The organism is Cellulomonas gelida (genome assembly GCF_006538725.1).
GTDB classification, from domain to species: domain Bacteria; phylum Actinomycetota; class Actinomycetes; order Actinomycetales; family Cellulomonadaceae; genus Cellulomonas; species Cellulomonas gelida.
Map to the genome: position 1 here is coordinate 45778 of NZ_BJLQ01000022.1, position 18604 is coordinate 64381.

Consider the following 18604-nt stretch of genomic DNA (forward strand, 5'->3'; position numbering starts at 1 on the left):
GGGCGGCGGGCTAGAAGGCGTACGAGTGCAGGCCCGGGATGACGAGGTTGACGACCGTGAAGTTCGCGAGCACGACCGCGTAGCCGACGAACACGAAGTAGGCGGCCTTGCTGCCGCTCCAGCCGCGGGTCGTGCGCGCGTGCAGGTAGGCCGCGTAGACGACCCACGCGACGAACGTGCCGACCTCCTTGGAGTCCCAGTTCCAGTAGCGACCCCACGCGTCCTCGGCCCAGATCGCCCCGCCGATGAGCGTGAGCGTCCAGAGCACGAAGGCGAGCGCGTTGAGCCGGAAGGACAGCGCCTCGAGCCGGCGCGAGTCGGGCACCTGGTCGAGCCAGCGGAACCGTGGGCCGGTCACGGCCAGGCCGGAGATCGACTGGCGCACGCCGTCCGCGGACTTCCACGGGTGGTCGAGGTGCGAGCGGCCGGTCTCACGGCCGTAGCGCAGCACCTGCAGGACCGACGTGGCGAACGCGACGGTGAAGATGCCGGTCGCGATGATCGCGACACCGACGTGCAGCACGAGCCAGTAGTTCTGCAGCGCGGGCCGCACGGCGTCGGCCCGGACGAAGAAGCTCTCGATCGCGACGACGAGCGCGGTGACCGCGATGCCCATGACGACGACGCCGAGGAAGGCGATCACGCGACGGCGCTGGACGACTGCGAGGACGGTGGTCGCGACGAAGACGCCGACGAGCGTGAACTCGTACATGTTGGCTGTCGGCCACCGGCCGGCCGCGATGCCGCGCAGCACGATCGCCGCGAAGAGCAGCACGCAGCCCAGGTAGGTGGTGCTCCGCGCGATGCCCTCGGCGCGCGGCGAGCGGCCGATCGCGGCCTCGTCGGCCGACCCGGCGATCGCCGACGCGCTCGCCGACCGGGTCACCGGGCCCGAGCCGGACCCGAGGTGCTGGGAGACCGGGGACGCGGCCCCCGCGCTCCCGACCGCGACGGCCGCGGGCACGCCCGCGCGGTCCTCGCCCGCCTCGGCGTCGAGCTCGGGCCGACGGCGCTGCGCGTTGTCGGCGAGCCGTGCCAGGTCGATCGTGTAGGCGACGAGCGCGATGGTGAAGGCGGTCGCTGCGGCCCAGACCAGCAGCGTGCTCAGGTCACCCGTGTTCATGCCATCTCCCCATCACTGACGTCGCGTGAGTCCGTCGTTCGGTCGGTCCGTCCGGTCGCGGTGCGGTCCGGCGGGTGCGGTGCGGTCCCGGCGGACGCGAGCGCCGCGAGGAGCACGCGTTCGAGCTCGGGCTGCAGCCCGACGTCGTCGCCGCGCGCGAGCCCGGCGGCCGTCACCACTGTAGATCGATGCGCCACCGATGCCCTGCCGTCGCCGGGCGGGCCGCTCGCCGACTCGGCGGGGTCCGCCTCGGACGCGCCGTCGCCCGCGCTCGCGCGGATCCACAGGCGCCGGCGCGGCGCGAACAGCGAGGCCGCCAGCCCCGCGAACGCGGCGAGCGAGAACACCAGCACGTAGGTCAGCGCGGGGTCGTGCCGCAGGTCGAGCGCGACGAAGCGCGACACCGAGCCGAACGTCACGGAGCCCAGGCCGTCGGGCAGCTCGACGGTCTCGCCCGGCCGCAGGTACAGCGTGATCGCGGCGCCCGAGTCGTCGACTGCCTGCGTCATGCGGGCCTCGTCGAGCTGGTAGGCGTTCTGCGGGACCCCGGTGTCGAGGCCCAGGTTGCCCGACCACACGGACAGCACGAGCAGCGGAGCGTCGGCCTGCGGGTCGGTCGAGCGGTACAGGCCGTCGGCCACCTCGACCGCGGTCGGCAGGAGGTAGCCGACGAGGCCGATCTGCGGCTGGTCGCCCGAGACGTCGGGCACCTTCACGACGCCGCGCGACGTGTAGACCTCGTCCTGCGGGAGGAAGGGGACGGCCCCGGCGAACGCGACCTCGCCGGACGCGTCGCGCACCGTCAGCTCGGGCGCGTAGCCGTTGCCCTGCAGGTAGATCTTGCCGCCGTCCCGCTCGAGCGGGTGGTTGACCTTGATGACCTCGGCGTTCGCCGTGCCGTCGGGGTCCGTGACCGTGACGTACGCGGCGAAGTCGCGCGGCTCGAGCGTCTCGTCGTCGAACCGTGCGGTGAAGTCGTCGAGGCGGACCGTGAAGGGCTGCAGGCTGTCCTCGCGGAACGCCGAGCCCTTCTCGAAGGTGTCGTACTCCTTGACCGCGTTGGCCATGCCGCGGCCCTGCAGGATGATCGCCTGCCCGCGGTAGTGCAGCATCTGACCGGCCGCGACCGAGACGAGCAGCCCGACGAGCGCGAGGTGGAACACCAGGTTCCCGGTCTCGCGCAGGTAGCCGCGCTCCGCGGAGACGGACCACGTGCCGCGGCCCTCGTCGTGCACGTCGACGCGGTAGGACCGGGCGAACGGCAGCCACGCCGGCCCGCGGCGCAGGACGGCGCGCGCCGCGAGCACGACCTGCTCGGGTGTGGCGTCGCTCGTCGCGTCGGCCTGCGCGGGGAAGCGGGTGAGCCGTCGCGGCGTGCGCGGCGGCCGGCCGCGGAGCCCCGCGAGGTGCGCGCGCGTGCGGGGCAGGATGCAGCCGACGAGCGAGATGAACAGCATCAGGTAGATCGCGGAGAACCAGATCGACGAGTACACGTCGAACAGGCCGAGCCGCTCGAGCCACGGCCCCGTCGTCGGGTGGTCGACGAGGTACTCCGCGACCCGGGCGGGGTCCTGCGCGTTCTGCGGGAACATCGTGCCGGGCACGGCGGCCACGGCCAGGAGCATGAGGAGCAGGAGCGCGACGCGCATGCTCGTGAGCTGGCGCCAGGCCCAGCGGGCCCAGCCGACGAGCCCGAGCGTGGGCAGCTGCGGCGCCGAGTCGCGCGCCTCCGCGGGGGCGGCATCGCCTGCGGGCTCGCGCGTGTCGGTCGTCGAGAACGTGTCCTCGAGACCGTCGGGGCGGTAAGAGGTCACGTCACACCACCGGCACGAAGCTGTCGGTGAACACGTTCTGGAGCCATTGCGCCCACTGCGACCAGACACCGGTGACGAGCGCGAGGCCCAGGACGACGAGCAGGCCGCCGCCGACCCGCATGATCGCGAGCCGGTGCCGACGCAGGAACGCCAGGGCACGCGCGGACCCCTCGACGCCGAGCGCCACCAGGAGGAACGGGAGCCCGAGGCCGACGCAGAAGGCGACCGCGAGGAGCGCGCCGCGGGCCGCGGACGCCTGGTCGAGCGAGAGCGTGTAGATCGCCGCGAGCGTCGGGCCGATGCACGGCGTCCAGCCGAGCCCGAACGTCACGCCGAGCAGCGGCGCGCCCCACAGCCCGGCGCGCGGCGCGAGGTGCAGCCGCTTGTCCTGCTGCAGGAACGGCACGAACCCCACGAACGCGAGGCCCATGAGGATCACGACGACGCCGAGGACCCGCGACAGCGTGTCCGACCACTGCACGAGTGCCGCGCCGAGCGTGCCTGCGAGCACGCCGAACAGGACGAAGACGAGCGAGAACCCCGCGACGAAGAGCCCGACGCCGGCGAGCACGCGACCACGCCCGGCCGCGGTCGCCGTGGCGGCCCGCCCCTCGTCGGCGGCGCGCGCACCGGACGGCCCACCGACGGTCGGCAGCCCGGGGACCGTGCCCCGCACGACGCCACCCGCGACCGCCGGCGCCGAGCCCGTGCCCACGGCCGTGCGGCCCGAGGTGGCACCGGTCATCCCGCCCAGGAACGCAAGGTAGCCGGGCACGAGCGGCAGCACGCACGGCGACGCGAACGAGACGAGCCCGGCCAGCACGGCGACGGGGATCGCGAGCGCGAGCGACCCGGTGGAGGCGGCGCGACCGAACGCGTCGCCCGCGTCCGCCAGCACCGGCGCGGCCACGGGCACGGCCAGGGCTCCGGCGCCGACCGACGCCGCGAGCGCGGCGATCGTCACGACGCCACCGACTCGTCGAGCAGGTCGTCGACCAGGGTGCGCAGCGTCGAGCCGTCCGCGAGGCCCACGATGCGCGCGGCGACCTTGCCGTCGCGGTCGAGCACGACCGTGGTGGGAACGGCGTTGAGCGGCACGATGCCCTGCAGCGCCGCCACGGCGGCGCCGCTGCGGTCGTCGATGCTCGGGTACGGGATCTCGAACGTGCGCTGGAACGCCTCGGCCGCACCGGCCTCGTCGCGCGAGTTCAGCCCGAGCACGTGCACGCCGCGGTCGGCGTAGTCGTTCGCGAGCGCGACGAGGTCGGGTGCCTCCGCGCGGCACGGCGGGCAGGCCGCGTACCAGGTGTTGAGGACGACGACGTCACCCTGCCACGCCGCGACGTCCTGCGCCTGGCCCTCGTAGTCGGTGCCGGAGAGCGCCACAGGCCCTTCGCGGTCGCCCGCGGCCCAGGTCTTCGTCGAGCCGTCGCCCGACTGGTAGTTCTGCCCGACGACGTCGTTCGACGCCGACTCGTCGGCCGAGCCGCAGCCCGCGAGCACGCCGACCAGCCCGGTGGCCATCACGGCGGCCAGGACCGGAACCCGGCGCACGGCACGGGGCGCTCCGGCACGGGCCGCTCCGGTGCGGGCGCGCGGACGACGGCCCTCCGACGCGCTCACGTCACGCCCCGGCCACGGTCGCGGCGCCCGGCAGCAGCGCCGCGGCGGGTTCGGTGTAGGTGATCGAGACGAGCTCGTCGTCCTCGTAGCGCAGGCTCGTCAGCGAGGCCAGCGAGCACTGCCGCTTGCGCGGGTCGTGCCACAGCCGGCGGTTCTCGAGCGCGAGCCGCGTGATCCACACGGGTAGCTGGTGGGAGACGAGCACGACCTCGTGACCGCGCGCAGCGGCGCGCGCGTCGTCGACCGCCGCGAGCATGCGGTCGGCCTGCTCGCGGTACGGCTCGCCCCACGACGGGCGGAACGGGTTGCGCAGGTAGGGCCAGTGCTGCGGGTGGCGCAGCGAGCCGTCGCCGACGCCGAACGTCATGCCCTGGAAGTGGTTGGCGGCCTCGATCAGGCGCGCGTCCGTGCCGATCTCGACGCCGAACGCGGCGGCGATCGGCGTCGCGGTCTCCTGCGCACGCTCGAGCGGCGAGGCGATCACGGCGACCACGTCGCGGCGCGGACCCGCGCTCAGCCCGCTCCCCGCGCTCTGCGCGACGGTGTCGGCGGCCTCGTCGTCCTGCCCGAGCTCGCTGAGCCACGCGCCGTCGTACTCACGGCCCGACAGGTGCACCGCGACGATGCGCGCCATCGCGCGGCCGCGTTCGGACAGGCGGTAGCCGGGCAGACGGCCGTAGAGCACACCCTCGGGGTTGTGCACCTCGCCATGACGCATCAGGTGGACGGTGGTCGCGACCATGGCAGTCAGTGTCCCTCACGCACCCGTGTGCTCGGGGCCCCGTCCCGGCTCACGCGGGGTGACACGCACCACCGGTGAGGTGGACGCGCACGGCCTCCATCGCCTCGCCGAGCGCGGCGAACTGCGCGGGCGTCAGGACGTCGACGAGGTGCGCCCGCACGGACCGCACATGGCCGGGCGCGGCGTCGACGAGCCGGCGCCAGCCCAGCTCGGTCATGGTGCAGTCGACGCCTCGCGCGTCGGAGGGGCACTGCTGCCGCTCGACGAGGCCCTGCTCCTCCATGCGCCGGACGGTGTGGGTGAGCCGGCTGCGCGAGTGCGCGAGGCCCGTCGCGATCTCGGACATCCGCATGGTCCTGCCGGGCGCCTCCGAGAGCCGGACCAGGACCTCGTACTCGTGGACGGACAGTCCGGAGTCCTTCTCGAGCTCGTGCGCGAGCACGTCGGAGAGCATCGCGGTCGCCGTGCGGAACGCACGCCAGGACAGCTGCTCGTCGGCGCTGAGCCAGCGCACGGGAGCCTGCGGGGGCGCGTCGGGAGCGTCGGGTGCGCGCTCGACGGTGGTCGGGTCGGTCACGGGTCACCTCTCTCGGTCGAGCACAGGCCGCGCGGGGGGTCGACGGCGCGGGGGACGGGCCGGTCGAGCGTCGTGAGCGGGGCTGTGACGCGCGACACGTCGGCTTGCGCTCCACCCACCACTGTAGTACAACTTTGAACTAACAGGTTGTTGAGACTTCAACGATCGACCCGAGAGCCGCAGCCCCGAGCACCACGAGCGACGCGGCCCCCACGACGAGGAGCACCCCATGAGCACCGCCACCAGCACCCTCCCCACCGGCCTCACCACCGGCACCTGGGCCATCGACCCGTCGCACACCGAGGCGGCCTTCACGGTCCGCCACGCCGGCATCTCCAAGGTCCGCGGCACCGTCGCGGTCACCGACGGCGCGATCACGGTCGGCGAGGACCTCGCCTCGACCGCCGTCACGGCGACGCTCGACCCGTCGACGGTCTCGACCGGCGACGCGAACCGCGACGGCCACCTCAAGAGCGGCGACTTCTTCGACGTGGAGAAGTTCGGCCAGTGGACGTTCGCCTCGACCGCGATCCGCGCCGAGGGCGGCGACTACGTCATCGCCGGTGACCTCACGATCCACGGCGTCACGCGCCCCGTCGAGCTCGCCACCGAGTTCAACGGCTCGGCGGTCGACCCGTTCGGCAACACGCGCGCCGGGTTCGAGGCGTCCGTGACGATCTCGCGCAAGGACTTCGACCTCACCTGGAACGCGGCCCTCGAGGCCGGCGGCGTCCTCGTCTCGGACAAGGTCACCATCACGCTCGACGTCTCGGCCATCAAGCAGGCCTGAGCGTCGCGTCGGCTCGCCTCTGAGCGAGTCCGCACCGCCGCAGGGCGGGTCCGTCGCACACGCGCGCGGGCCCGCCCTTCGTCGTGGTCAGACGCCCTCGTGCCGGCGCGCGTCGTGGAACGCGAGGATCTGCAGCTCGCTCGCGACGTCGACCGCGCGCACCGTCACGCCGTCCGGCACGCGCAGGGCGCGCGGGGCGAACGTCAGCAAGCCCGTCACACCCGCCCCGACGAGCCCGTCGCACACGTCCTGCGCGTACGGCGCCGGCACGGCGATCACCCCGACCGTCGCGCCCGTGCGCGCCACGACCTGTGCGAGCGCGTCGACCGGCTCGACCACGAGCCCGGCCACGCGCGTCCCGACGACCTGCGGGTCCGCGTCGACGAGCGCCGCGACGTCGAACCCCCGCTCGGCGAACCCGCCGTAGCTCGCGAGCGCGTGACCCAGGTACCCGATCCCGACGATCACGACCGTGCGCCGCGTCTGCACACCGAGCACCGCACCGATCTGCCGCTCGAGGTGCGCGACGTCGTACCCCACGCCTCGTCGGCCGTACGAGCCCAGGAACGACAGGTCCTTGCGCAGCTGGGCCGGGCTGACGCCCGCGGCGCGCGCGAGCTCCTCCGAGGTCACGACCCCCGTCCCGCGCACGGCCTCGAGCGCGTGCAGGTACCCGGGCAGGCGCGCCACGGTGGCGCCGGGGACCTGGGCCGTGCTCATCGGGTCACGCGCTCCGGACCGGGCTCAGCGCGCAGCCAGCGCGCGCCGCAGCCGCGCCGACTCGATCCGCCAGTAGCCCTGCCGGACGCCGTCCACCTCGACCACGGGGACCAGCTCGCTCAGCTCGCCGAGGTCGCGGCCGGGCTCGGTGTCGCGGTCCACGTCGACCTCGCGCCACGTCGTGCCCGCGAGCGCCGCCTCCGCCGCGACGAGCGCGCGTGCGTCGGCGCACAGGTGGCAGCCGTCGCGAGAGAAGAGCACCACACGGGGGGCGGTCGTCGGCTCGTCGTGCACGTGCCGACACTAGACCCGCCGGGGCCCCGCGTGGGGCGACGAGCGGCACCCGCCTGCCCGTACGCACCGGCCCGGCCCCGGATCGTTGCGGGCCCGCGCGCTCGTTACAGTGACCGGGTGTCCGAGCCGCGTGGTGCGTCCAGCGCCGACGACCCCGTCGCCGACGCCGCGAGCACGCCCCGGCCGGCCGCGTTCTTCGACGTCGACAACACGATCGTGCGCGGCGCGAGCGCGTTCCACCTGGCCGTGGGCCTGTACCGGCGCGGGTTCTTCCGGCCGTGGGACCTCGTGCGGTTCGCCGGTCACCAGCTGCGGTACCGGATGCTCGGAGAGAACCGCCGCCAGATCGACCGCCTCCGCGGTGAGGCGCTGACGATCATGCGCGGCCACTCGGTCGCCGAGGTCACGGCGATCGCCGAGGACGTGTACGACGAGGTGCTGCACCTGCGCATCTACCCCGGCACGCGGGCCCTGCTCGACGCGCACCGCGCGGCGGGCGTCCCGGTCTGGTTCGTGACCGCCTCGCCGCGGGAGATCGCCGAGCTGCTCGCACGGCGGCTGGGCGCGACGGGCGCGTTGTGCACCGTCGCGGACGAGGTCGACGGCTTCTACACCGGACGCCTGGTCGGGGACCTGCTGCACGGCGAGGCCAAGGCGCGCGCCGTGCGCGAGCTCGCCGACCGCGCGGGCCTAGACCTCGCGCAGTCGTTCGCGTACGGCGACTCGACCAACGACGTGCCGCTCCTGAGCACCGTGGGGCACCCGTGCGCGATCAACCCGGACCGCCGGCTGCGCCGCCGCGCAACCGAGCTCGGCTGGCCCATGCGCGACTTCCGGCCCGCGCGGCACCGCGTGCGGCGCGGCGCGCGTGCGGCGACCTACGCCGGCACGGCCTGGGCGCTCGCCGTGACCGCCCGGGCGGCGCGCCGCGCCCTCACCGCGCGCACCGACCGCTGATCCCCGCACCGCAGACGCCGAACTCGTCGCCGCACCTGGGTGCCAGCGCCCTGGTCAGGGCCCGATCTGCGGCACGAGGGCGCCTAGTGTGGTTCGTCGTGACCGTTCTCGTCCGCCCCGCTCGACGCGACGACGCCGCCGCCCTGGCGGAGCTCGCCGCCCTGACGTTCCCCCTGGCGTGCCCGCCCGGCTCGACCCCCGAGGACCAGCGCGTGTTCGTCGAGACCGTGCTGTCGCAGTCCTCGTTCGAGGGCTACCTCACCGACGGCCGGCGGACGGTCCTGGTCGCGCAGGACGACGAGAGCGAGCAGCTCGAGGGGTACGCGATGCTCGTCTCGGGCATGCCCGCGGACACCGACGTGCGGTCGGCGCTGTCGCTGTGGCCCACCGTCGAGCTCTCGAAGTGCTACGTGCGCCCGCAGCGGCACGGCGCCGGGGTCGCGGACCTGCTCATGGGCGCGTCCCTCGACGACGCGCGCGACCGCCGGGCCGTCGGCTGCTGGCTGGGCGTGAACCAGCTCAACGAGCGCGCGCAGCGCTTCTACCACCGGCACGGCTTCCGGCGCGTGGGCACCAAGCACTTCCGGGTCGGGTCGCGCATCGAGGACGACTACGTCCTCGAGCGCGTCCTGTGACCCGTTTCCTGTGACGGCCGCGGGCTTTCACTCCCCCGTGCGCAGGCGCACCACGTTCCACGACACCGGCGGCACCTCGACGCGCAGGCGCCCGTCCGCGACCTGAGCGGTCGCGTTGGCGCGCGGCGCGACGGACGTGTCGTCGTCCGCGGTCGCCTGCCAGGTGTGGTCCGGGTTGGCCAGCGTGCTCGCGTCGACGAGCCGCAGGCCCGGGATCGAGCGCAGGTCCACGTCGAGCAGCGCGGGCTGGGTCGTCGACCGGTTCACCGCGAAGAGGGCGACGTCGCCCGTCTCGGCGTCGTAGGTCGCGACCGCGTCCGCGAGCGCGGCGTCGCCGAACTTGGCGGTCTCGTACGTCGCGACGTCGAGCGCGACGCGCAGCACGTCGCCGCGCGCGAACCGCGACGCCTGGGCGAACGGGTGGAAGATCGTCTGCTTCCAGGACCGGCCACCGGGCTCGGTCATGATCGGCGCGATCACGTTGACGAGCTGCGCGAGCGACGCGGCGTGCACGCGGTCGGTGTGCCGCAGCAGGCTGATGAGCAGGTTCCCGACGACGACCGCGTCCGCGACGTTGTACGTGTCCTCGAGCAGCACGGGGGCGACCGGCCAGTCATCGCCCACCGGCGGCTGGGACTCGGCGCGGTGCTGGTACCAGACGTTCCACTCGTCGAACGAGATGTGGATGCGCTTGGACAGCTTCTTGTGCGCCCGCACGGCGTCGGCGGTCGCCGAGACCGAGTCGATGAAGTGGTCCATGTCGACCGCGGAGGCCAGGAACGACCCGAGGTCGCCGTCCTCCTCCCAGTAGTACGCGTGCGCCGAGATCAGGTCGACGTGCTCGTACGCCTCGGACAGCACGACCCGCTCCCACTCGCCGAACGTCGGGATCCCCACGCCCGACGAGCCGCACGCGACGAGCTCGAGGTCCGGCTGGACCATCCGCATCGCGCGGGCGGTCTCGGCGGCCAGGCGCCCGTACTCGTGGGCGGTCTTGTGCCCGATCTGCCAGGGGCCGTCCATCTCGTTGCCCAGGCACCACATCCGGATGTCGTGCGGCTCGGGCGAGCCGTTCGCGCGGCGCTGGTCCGACAGCCGCGTCCCGCCCTTGACGTTGCAGTACTCGAGCAGGTCGAGCGCCTCCTGCACGCCGCGCGTGCCGAGGTTGACCGCCATCATCGGCTCGACCTCGGCCGCCTTGGTCCAGCGCATGAACTCGTCGACGCCGACGGTGTTCGGGTCGGTCGAGTGCCACGCGAGGTCCAGCCGACGCGGCCGCTGCTCGACCGGACCGACGCCGTCCTCCCAGCGGTAGCCCGAGACGAAGTTGCCACCCGGGTAGCGCACGGTGCTCACCCCGAGCTCGCGCGTGAGCTCGATGACGTCCTTGCGGAAGCCGTCGGCGTCGGCCGTCGGGTGCGCCGGGTCGTGGATACCGGTGTAGACGCAGCGGCCGAGGTGCTCGACGAACGAGCCGAACGTGCGACGTCGCACGGGGCCCACACGGAACGCAGGGTCGAGGGTGATGCTCACGGGGATCATGCGAGGACCTTCTGGGACGGCGAACGGGTGTCGTGGGACCGGACCGTCACGACGGCAGTGACGTGACGCGACGCGGTCCCGACGGGGCGGGGTCGGCCCGGCTTCTCCATCGTTGTAGAAACTCGCGAGAAAAGCCACGCCCGGCGCGCAGAACGCCCGGATGCGCCGCCAAGGTCCGGATGCGAGATGGGTCCGGATGCGCAGAACGGTCCGGATGCGCAGAAGGGCCCGGCCGTGGTCGGCCGAGCCCTTCTGCCACGCGCTGCCGGGGCAGCGCGAGGTCACTTCTTGTTGCGACGCTGGTGACGCGTCTTGCGCAGCAGCTTGCGGTGCTTCTTCTTGGCCATCCGCTTGCGGCGCTTCTTGATGACGGAGCCCATGGGTCCACTCTCGCTTCCGGGTGTGGCCCGCGGAGGCGGACCGGTGCTGGTCGATCGGCACGTGGTCACCCGTGAGGGCCTCGGTCGCGCGCTTGCACGCATCAACTGTCCACGCAGAGGAAAGTCCGAGCGCCTACCTTACGCGATCGCGGGGCATGCCCGCGACGCGGGCCGGCAGCGATCGTCCCGATGCCCGCCATGACGCCCGTCACGTAGGCGTCGGCACGGCCGTCAGGACGTGCGGCGCTCGGTGTCCTGCTCGGGTGCGATCGTCGACATCGACGACCGCAGGTAGGCGTCGAGGGCGTCCTGCGGCACGCGGAACGACCGTCCCACCCGCACGCCGGGCAGCTCGCCCGAGTGCAGCAGGCGGTACACCGTCATCTTGGAGACGCGCATGACGTCGGCGACCTCCACCACCGTCAGGTAGCGCACGCGGCCCGGCTGGTCGCTCATCTCTGCGGTCATCCTCCTGGAGCGCCTCGCGACGCTCGTCCCACGGTCCGCTGGCGGTCCGCTCGTGCCCGTCGCCACCCCGTCCTCGGGGTGACTGGGGCCAACCCTAGTGGCGCGTGGGACACGAGTGAAAGGGGTGACGAGAGTGACAGCCGAACGTGCGACGGCGCGCGCGCTCAGTCGTGGTCGACGTCGAGGCCCAGCAGCGGGAAGCTCATCGCCCGCGTCGCACGGATCGCCCGGTCGACGTCGTCGGACGGGTCGAAGCCCGAGCCCCAGGACCGGAACGTCGGCGTCGCGCCGTCCGTCATCAGGCGCGGCCCCTCGCGGCCGTACTCCGCGGCGACGCGCTCACGCCACGCCTCGGGCACGGGGGTGGCGGGGTCGATCGGCCGGTGCGCGGCGACCGCGATCAGGTGCGTCCACGCGCGCGGCACCACGTCGATGATCGCGTAGCCGCCGCCGCCCGTCGCGAGCCAGCGTCCGCCCGTGAGCTCGTGCGCGAGATCGTGCAGCCGCTGCGCGGCCAGCCGCTGCGCGTCGACCGAGACCCGCAGGTTGCTCAGCGGGTCGAGGCCGTGCGCGTCGCAGCCGTGCTGCGTGACGAGCACCTGCGGCTCGAACGCCCGCAGCACCGCGGGCACCACGGCGTCGACCGCGCGCAGCCAGCCGACGTCGCCGGCCCCCGACGGCAGCGGCAGGTTCACGGCGGAACCGGGCGCCGCGGAGCCACCGGTCTCGTGGGGGTCCCCCGTCCCCGGGAACAGCGCGCGACCCGACTCGTGGACCGAGACGGTCAGGACCCGCGGGTCGTCCCAGAAGACCGCCTGGACGCCGTCGCCGTGGTGCGCGTCGAGGTCGACGTACGCGACCCGCTCGGCCCCCTGGGCGAGCAGCGCGTGGATCGCGACAGCGACGTCGTTGTAGACGCAGAAGCCCGACGCAGCGCCCGGCATCGCGTGGTGCATGCCGCCGGTGATGTTCACGGCGTGCTCGCACTCGCCGCGCCACACCGCGAGCGCCGCGTCGACCGTGCCCTGGACCACGCGCGCGGACGCCTCGTGCATGCTCGGGAACAGCGGGTCGTCAGCCGTCCCGAGGCCGCGGGCCTCGTCGCGCACGCCCTCGTCGGCCGCGCGGCGCACCGCCGCCACGTACGCGGGCTCGTGCACGGTGGTGAGCAGCGCGTCGTCGGCGATGCCGGCACGCACCAGGTCGACGTGCTCGAGCAGGCCGAGCGCGTCCGCGAGGCCGATCGTGAGCGCGAGGCGATCGGGCGCCATGGGGTGCCCGGTGCCGAAGTCGTAGCGCAGCATCTCGGGCGCCCACTCCACGCGTGCCCGCTGCGTCATGCCCTCACCCAAACATCCCCGGGGCACGCTGTCGAACGCCACGCGGCGCGTCTCGTCGTGCGTCTCGTCGAGCGTCTCGTCGTGCGTCTCGTCGCGACGTGCCGGGACGAGCGCGACCTCATGCGGCGTGTCGTGCCAGAGTGTGCGATGCACGTCCGCGGACCACCCGGCCCGGGCAGGGACGGCGTCGATCTCGACGGAGCCCTTCCGGCGCACGGGCCGGTCCCGGGCGAGGTCGCTGGGCACGAGGGGAGCGTGGCGGGCATGGCGCGCACGGGTCCCGGTGTGCTCTGGCGGGCGCGGGAGATCGTCGACCGCTCGGCCCGGCAGTCCCCGGCACGGCTCGCGCTCGGGGTGTTCGCCGCCGTGATCGCCCTGGTCACCGTGCTGCTCTCGGCGCCCTGGGCCACCGCGCACGGGTCCCGCGCGCCGTTCGTGGACGCGCTGTTCACCGCGACGTCCGCGAGCACCGTCACCGGGCTCGTCGTCGTCCCGACGGGCGAGTACTGGTCGACGTGGGGCCTCGTCGTGATCCTCGTCGCGATCAAGATCGGCGGCCTGGGCGTCATGACGCTCGCGTCGCTGCTGGGCATGGCGGTCTCGCGCCGCATCGGTCTGACGCAGCGGCTGCTCGTCTCGTCCGAGACCAAGTTCACGCGGCTGGGCGAGGTCGGCTCGCTCGTGCGCACGGTCATCGTGACGTCGACGATCCTCGAGGTCGCGATCGCGATCGTCCTGCTCCCCCGCTTCCACATGTACGACGAGTCGTGGGGCACCGCCGCGTGGCACGCGACGTTCTACGGCGTCTCGTCGTTCAACAACGCCGGGTTCGTGCCGACGCCCGAGGGGCTCGCGCCGTTCATCTCCGACTGGTGGGTGCTGCTGCCGATCATCGTCGGCGTGTTCATCGGGTCGCTCGGCTTCCCGGTCATCCTCAACGTCGCGCAGCACCTGCGCGAGCCACGCCGGTGGAGCCTGCACGCAAAGCTGACCATCACGACGAGCTCCGCGCTCGTCGTCGCGGGCGCGGTCCTGGTCGCCGCGTTCGAGTGGACCAACCCGAACACGTTCCGCGACCTCGACGCCTCGGGCACCGCGCTCGCGTCGCTGTTCGCGGGCGTCATGCCACGCTCGGCGGGCTTCTCGACCGTCGACGTGGGCCAGATGCACGAGTCCACGTGGCTCCTGACCGACGCGCTCATGTTCGTCGGCGGTGGCTCGGCCTCGACCGCGGGCGGCATCAAGGTCACGACGCTCGCCGTCATGCTGCTCGCGATCGTCGCCGAGGCGCGCGGCGACCGCGACGTCGAGGCGTACGGCCGGCGCATCCCGCGCGACGCGCTGCAGGTCGCGATCGCGGTCTCCCTCATCTCCGCGACGTTCGTGCTCATCGCCTCGCTCCTGCTGCTCGCGATGACCGGCGAGCGGCTCGACACGATCCTGTTCGAGGTCATCTCCGCGTTCGCCACGTGCGGGCTGAGCACCGGCATCACGCCGACGCTGCCCGACGGGGCCAAGTACGTGCTCACCGTCCTGATGTTCATCGGCCGGACCGGCACGATGACGCTTGCGGCCGCGCTCGCGCTGCGCAACCGTCGTCGGGTGATCCGGCTACCGGAAGAGAGGCCGATCATTGGCTGAGACCATGCGCGACGCGCGTTCCAGCACGCAGAACGCGCCCCGCACGCCCAAGAAGGACTCCGGCGTCCTGGTGATCGGGCTCGGCCGGTTCGGCTCGGCGATCGCCGCGACGCTCGACCGGCTCGGCCAGGACGTGCTCGCGGTCGAGCGCTCCCCCGAGCTGGTCGCGCAGTGGGCCGGGCGCATCGCGCTCGTCGAGGCCGACGCGGCCAACCCCGAGGCGCTCGAGCAGCTGGGCGCGCGCGACTTCCCCGTCGCGGTCGTCGGCGTCGGCTCCTACCTCGAGGCCTCGGTGCTCATCACGGGCAACCTCGTCGACATCGGCATCCCGCAGATCTGGGCGAAGGCCGTCTCGAACGAGCACGCCCGGATCCTGCAGCGCATCGGCGCGCACCACGTGGTGCTGCCCGAGGCGGACGCGGGCTCGCGCGTCGCGCACCTCGTCTCGGGCAAGCTGCTCGACTACATCGAGGTCGAGGACGGCTTCACGGTCGTCAAGATGCGCCCGCCGAAGGAGACGCAGGGGTTCACGCTCGCGCAGAGCAAGATCCGCGAGCGTTACGGGGTGACGATCGTCGGCGTGAAGTCGCCCGGGCTGGACTTCCAGTACGCCACCCCTGAGACGCGGATCTCGCAGAACGACATCATCATCGTCTCGGGTCACGCCGACCTGCTCGAACGGTTCGCCGCGCGCCCCTGATCGGGGGTACCGCCGGGCACCGCGCGCCGATAGCATCGCTGGTCGCGGCCGGGTCCCGGTCGCGCGAGCACGTCCGGTGCGAGCCGGGCTGCCGAGCAGGAGCGGAGGTGCGCGATGGCGAAGAAGCCGTCCGCCGACGAGGTGCGGGCACGGCTCGACGACGTCGCGCGGAGCCTCGAGGCCGCTCCGGGCGTCCGGATCACCGACCTCGACGCGGCCTCGACCCCGTCGTTCGACGACGGGCGGAAGACCGGAGAGAAGCTCCTCGGCACCATCGGCGAGCGCATGTCGGAGCTGCAGGAGCGCCTGTACGCGCACGGCCGCTCAGGCGGCGACCGCTCGGTGCTGCTCGTCCTGCAGGGCCTCGACACCGCCGGCAAGGGCGGGATCGCGCGGCACGTGCTCGGCCTTGTCGACCCGCAGGGCGTCGCCCTCAAGGCGTTCGGCCGGCCCACGCCCGAGGAGCTCGAGCACGACTTCCTGTGGCGCATCCGCAAGGCGCTGCCGCCCGCGGGCCGGATCGGGCTGTTCGACCGCTCGCACTACGAGGACATCCTGGTCCCGCACGCCGCCGGGACGGCCGACGCCGACGAGCTCACGGCGCGGTTCGCGGCGATCGAGCAGTTCGAGCGCGAGCTGGTCGCGGGCGGCACGACCGTCGTCAAGGTCGCGCTGTGGGTCTCGCGCGACGAGCAGTACCTGCGCCTGCGCGAGCGGCTCGAGCGCCCGGACAAGCACTGGAAGTACTCCCCGAACGACGTCGACGTGCGCCTGGCCCGCCCCGCGTACGAGGCCGCGTACGACGAGGTGCTCGCCCGCTCGTCGTTCGACGTCGCGCCCTGGTACGTCGTGCCCGCGGACCGCAAGTGGTACGCGCGGCTCGCGACCAGCGCGCTGCTCCTGCGCGCGCTGCTCGACCTCGACCTGGACTGGCCCGACCCCTCGTACGACGTGGCCACCGAGCTCGCGCGTCTGGACGCCACCCGCTGACGCGCGCCTGATGTCAGCTAGTTGGCACAACGAGGTGCCGACCAGCTGACTGCCCGCCCCCACGCCACGCGCGGGGGCCACGCTCAGACGCGCGTGGCGAGGAGCAGCGCGGCGTGGTCCACCTCGAGGGCCGGGGACTGGACGCCGACGGTGGCCAGCACGAGGCCGGTCAGGCGCAGCGGGCGCTCCCACCAGCCGGGACGGTCCCAGTCGTTGCGCACGCTCGACGGACCGTGCGGCACCACGTCGTACATCGCGTCCGGGTCCAGGCCCGGCAGCCGCACCCGGCCGGGCGGCCACGTCGCGGGACGCTCGCGCTGCACGAGCGCGAACACCGCGCGGGAGCGGTCCTGCGCGACGACGCCGTGCAGCCACTGCCCGGCGGCGGGCAGGTCGTCGCGCACGGTCCGGCCGGTGTGCAGGAGCCCTCGCTCGGCCTGGTACAGGGCGATCCACGCGGCCAGCTCGGCGCGCTCGTCGTCGGACGCCTGCGTGAGGTCCCACTCGATGCCGAACGACCCCAGCAACGCGGTCACCGCGCGGAACGACAGGTCGAGGACCCGGCCCGTGGTGTGCGCCCGGCCCGCGCCCACGTGCGAGCCGACGAGCTCGGGCGGCAGGAGCTGGGCGGTCCACCGCTGGATCTCCTGGCGCTCGCGCGCGTCGAGGCAGTCCGAGGCCCAGACCCGGTCGGTGCGCTCGAGGACGGCCAGGTCGACGCGCGCGCCGCCCGACGAGCACGACTCGATCTCCAGGCCGGGGCAGTCGGCGCGGATCGCGTCGAGCAGCGCGTACACGGCCGTCGTCTGCGCGTGGACGCCGGGCGTGCCGTCCACGCCACCGGCCTCGACCAGGTCGCGGTTGTGGTCCCACTTCACGTAGTCGACGCCGAGCTCGCGCACGAGCGAGACGACGCGTGCGCGCAGGTAGGCGGCGACCTCGGGGCGCGCGAGGTCGAGCACCTGCTGGTGTCGCTGCAACGGCGGCTGACGTCCGGGGACCTGCAGGATCCAGTCGGGGTGGGCGCGGGCGAGGTCGGAGTCCGGGTTGACCATCTCGGGCTCGAACCACAGGCCGAACTGCATCCCGACGCCGTGCACGCGCTCGACCAGCGGCTCGAGCCCGTCGGGCCACACGTCCTCGTCGACGAACCAGTCGCCCAGGCCCGCGCGGTCGTCGCGGCGCCCGCGGAACCAGCCGTCGTCGAGCACGTACCGCTCGACGCCGAGCGACGCCGCGAGGTCCGCGAGCTCGAGCAGGCGGGGCAGCGAGTGGTCGAAGTAGACGGCCTCCCACACGTTCAGCGTGACGGGACGCGGCGTGCGGGGGTGCTGCGGGCGCGCGCGCAGCAGCGCGTGGAACCGGCCCGCGAGCGCGTCGAGCCCGTCGCCGTACGAGCCGTACAGCCAGGGCGACGAGTACGAGGCGCCCGGCGCGAGGCGGACCTCGCCGGGCAGCAGCAGCTCGCCACCTGCGAGCACGCGCGTGCCGTCGGGCATGAGCTCGGCCTGCGTGCGGTGGTTGCCGGACCACGCGACGTGCACGCCCCACGCCTCGCCGCGGCGGAACCCCGTGCCGGGCTCAGCCGCGATCAGGACGAGCGTCGCGTCGGCTCCCGTGCGACCGCGCCGACCTTCGCGTACGTGCGTGCCGACCGTGAACGCGTGGCGCTGCGGCGTGCGCTCCTGGGACCAGCGCCCGGCGAGGTCGTGGATCTCGCTCGCGTGCGAGGGCACCGGCAGCGCGGGCAGGAGCGAGTCGAGGGTGTAGGTCGAGCCGCCCTCGTTGGTGAGGGTCGCGCGCGTGCGGACCACGCCCTGCGCGGTGAGCTCGATCGTGAGCTCGAGGCCCAGGCGCGCGCTCTCGTCGGACGCCGTGACGCGCAGCGCACCGCCCGCGCCGGGGGTGTCGACGACGTCCGACGAGCCCACGGCGAACGAGGGCGACCACGCCTGGCCGTCCCGATGGCCCGCGACGCCCGGGGTCCCGAGCCACGCCTCGGCCTGGCCGGGCAGCACCGACGGCGGCACGGGGGCGTCGGTCTGCGTGCCCGCGTGCGGCCGGACGGACGCGACCGCGAGCGCGGCGAGGGCGTCGTCGCCGAACCCCGCGCCGAGGTCGCTCCCCCAGTGCAGGACGCGCGGCAGGCGGTCGTCGGACTCCAGGAGCAGGCTCACGCCCGAGGCGCGCAGGTGGACGAGCATGCGCCCCATCCAACCAACTCCCCCGCCGGCGGGCGCCCGGTTCGGCCCGCTCACGCGACGGGCC

The 18604-nt window shown here is 73.8% G+C and carries 19 protein-coding genes; 6 read left to right on the plus strand and 13 right to left on the minus strand.

Annotation, left to right across the window (positions count from 1 at the left end):
- Window positions 1–10 precede the first annotated feature (10 nt).
- The 6 genes from ccsB to CGE01nite_RS10935 all read right to left on the minus strand — a co-directional run bounded on the left by ccsB (window position 11) and on the right by CGE01nite_RS10935 (window position 5879).
- The gene (ccsB, locus tag CGE01nite_RS10910; protein WP_141370905.1) at window positions 11–1123 is read right to left on the minus strand and encodes a c-type cytochrome biogenesis protein CcsB; all 1113 of its coding nucleotides are present in this window, start codon (window positions 1121–1123) and stop codon (window positions 11–13) included.
- Entirely contained in the window at window positions 1120–2937 is a 1818-nt protein-coding gene (gene resB, locus CGE01nite_RS10915; RefSeq protein WP_141370907.1) for a cytochrome c biogenesis protein ResB, read from the minus strand. Before resB ends, ccsB begins: the two co-directional genes overlap by 4 nt.
- A gap of 1 nt (window position 2938) precedes the next feature.
- Window positions 2939–3901, minus strand: a complete 963-nt coding sequence (locus tag CGE01nite_RS10920) for a cytochrome c biogenesis CcdA family protein (protein WP_417282011.1) — start codon at window positions 3899–3901, stop codon at window positions 2939–2941.
- Entirely contained in the window at window positions 3898–4461 is a 564-nt protein-coding gene (locus tag CGE01nite_RS10925) for a TlpA family protein disulfide reductase (protein WP_141370923.1), read from the minus strand. The genes CGE01nite_RS10920 and CGE01nite_RS10925 overlap by 4 nt, the downstream gene beginning before the upstream one ends.
- Before the next feature lie 100 nt (window positions 4462–4561).
- Window positions 4562–5302, minus strand: coding sequence for a histidine phosphatase family protein (locus tag CGE01nite_RS10930; protein WP_048343175.1), 741 nt, complete (start codon window positions 5300–5302; stop codon window positions 4562–4564).
- A gap of 49 nt (window positions 5303–5351) precedes the next feature.
- Window positions 5352–5879: a MarR family winged helix-turn-helix transcriptional regulator gene (locus CGE01nite_RS10935; protein ID WP_229747484.1), complete on the minus strand. Its 528-nt coding sequence runs from the start codon at window positions 5877–5879 to the stop codon at window positions 5352–5354.
- Between the two features lie 229 nt (window positions 5880–6108).
- Between CGE01nite_RS10935 and CGE01nite_RS10940 the strand changes: the two genes are divergently transcribed.
- Window positions 6109–6669: a YceI family protein gene (locus tag CGE01nite_RS10940; RefSeq protein WP_048343173.1), complete on the plus strand. Its 561-nt coding sequence runs from the start codon at window positions 6109–6111 to the stop codon at window positions 6667–6669.
- Between the two features lie 87 nt (window positions 6670–6756).
- On the opposite strand, the gene CGE01nite_RS10945 is transcribed toward CGE01nite_RS10940, so the two are convergent.
- Window positions 6757–7389, minus strand: a complete 633-nt coding sequence (locus CGE01nite_RS10945; protein WP_048343172.1) for a redox-sensing transcriptional repressor Rex — start codon at window positions 7387–7389, stop codon at window positions 6757–6759.
- A 24-nt stretch (window positions 7390–7413) separates the two neighbouring features.
- Entirely contained in the window at window positions 7414–7683 is a 270-nt protein-coding gene (locus CGE01nite_RS10950; protein ID WP_048343171.1) for a glutaredoxin family protein, read from the minus strand.
- 117 nt (window positions 7684–7800) lie between these two features.
- Between CGE01nite_RS10950 and CGE01nite_RS10955 the strand changes: the two genes are divergently transcribed.
- Window positions 7801–8640: an HAD family hydrolase gene (locus tag CGE01nite_RS10955; protein WP_082156378.1), complete on the plus strand. Its 840-nt coding sequence runs from the start codon at window positions 7801–7803 to the stop codon at window positions 8638–8640.
- A 98-nt stretch (window positions 8641–8738) separates the two neighbouring features.
- Window positions 8739–9275, plus strand: coding sequence for a GNAT family N-acetyltransferase (locus tag CGE01nite_RS10960; RefSeq protein WP_048343192.1), 537 nt, complete (start codon window positions 8739–8741; stop codon window positions 9273–9275).
- A 27-nt stretch (window positions 9276–9302) separates the two neighbouring features.
- Here CGE01nite_RS10960 and arfA read toward each other — a convergent pair whose 3' ends face one another.
- The 4 genes from arfA to CGE01nite_RS10980 form a co-directional block, all read right to left on the minus strand.
- Window positions 9303–10817: an arabinosylfuranosidase ArfA gene (gene arfA, locus CGE01nite_RS10965; RefSeq protein WP_141370909.1), complete on the minus strand. Its 1515-nt coding sequence runs from the start codon at window positions 10815–10817 to the stop codon at window positions 9303–9305.
- A gap of 281 nt (window positions 10818–11098) precedes the next feature.
- Complete coding sequence (locus CGE01nite_RS10970; protein ID WP_003792170.1) at window positions 11099–11197, minus strand: 30S ribosomal protein bS22; 99 nt, start codon at window positions 11195–11197, stop codon at window positions 11099–11101.
- Window positions 11198–11428: 231 nt separating this feature from the next.
- Complete coding sequence (locus CGE01nite_RS10975; RefSeq protein ID WP_048343169.1) at window positions 11429–11653, minus strand: helix-turn-helix domain-containing protein; 225 nt, start codon at window positions 11651–11653, stop codon at window positions 11429–11431.
- A 176-nt stretch (window positions 11654–11829) separates the two neighbouring features.
- The gene (locus CGE01nite_RS10980) at window positions 11830–13005 is read right to left on the minus strand and encodes an acetoin utilization protein AcuC (protein ID WP_141370927.1); all 1176 of its coding nucleotides are present in this window, start codon (window positions 13003–13005) and stop codon (window positions 11830–11832) included.
- Between the two features lie 264 nt (window positions 13006–13269).
- Between CGE01nite_RS10980 and CGE01nite_RS10985 the strand changes: the two genes are divergently transcribed.
- The 3 genes from CGE01nite_RS10985 to CGE01nite_RS10995 all read left to right on the plus strand — a co-directional run bounded on the left by CGE01nite_RS10985 (window position 13270) and on the right by CGE01nite_RS10995 (window position 16336).
- Window positions 13270–14646, plus strand: coding sequence for a TrkH family potassium uptake protein (locus CGE01nite_RS10985; protein ID WP_141370911.1), 1377 nt, complete (start codon window positions 13270–13272; stop codon window positions 14644–14646).
- 4 nt (window positions 14647–14650) lie between these two features.
- Window positions 14651–15346: a potassium channel family protein gene (locus tag CGE01nite_RS10990; RefSeq protein ID WP_141370913.1), complete on the plus strand. Its 696-nt coding sequence runs from the start codon at window positions 14651–14653 to the stop codon at window positions 15344–15346.
- A 114-nt stretch (window positions 15347–15460) separates the two neighbouring features.
- Entirely contained in the window at window positions 15461–16336 is an 876-nt protein-coding gene (locus tag CGE01nite_RS10995; protein WP_141370915.1) for a PPK2 family polyphosphate kinase, read from the plus strand.
- A gap of 83 nt (window positions 16337–16419) precedes the next feature.
- Here CGE01nite_RS10995 and CGE01nite_RS11000 read toward each other — a convergent pair whose 3' ends face one another.
- Complete coding sequence (locus CGE01nite_RS11000) at window positions 16420–18549, minus strand: alpha-galactosidase (RefSeq protein WP_170210947.1); 2130 nt, start codon at window positions 18547–18549, stop codon at window positions 16420–16422.
- Window positions 18550–18604 lie beyond the last annotated feature (55 nt).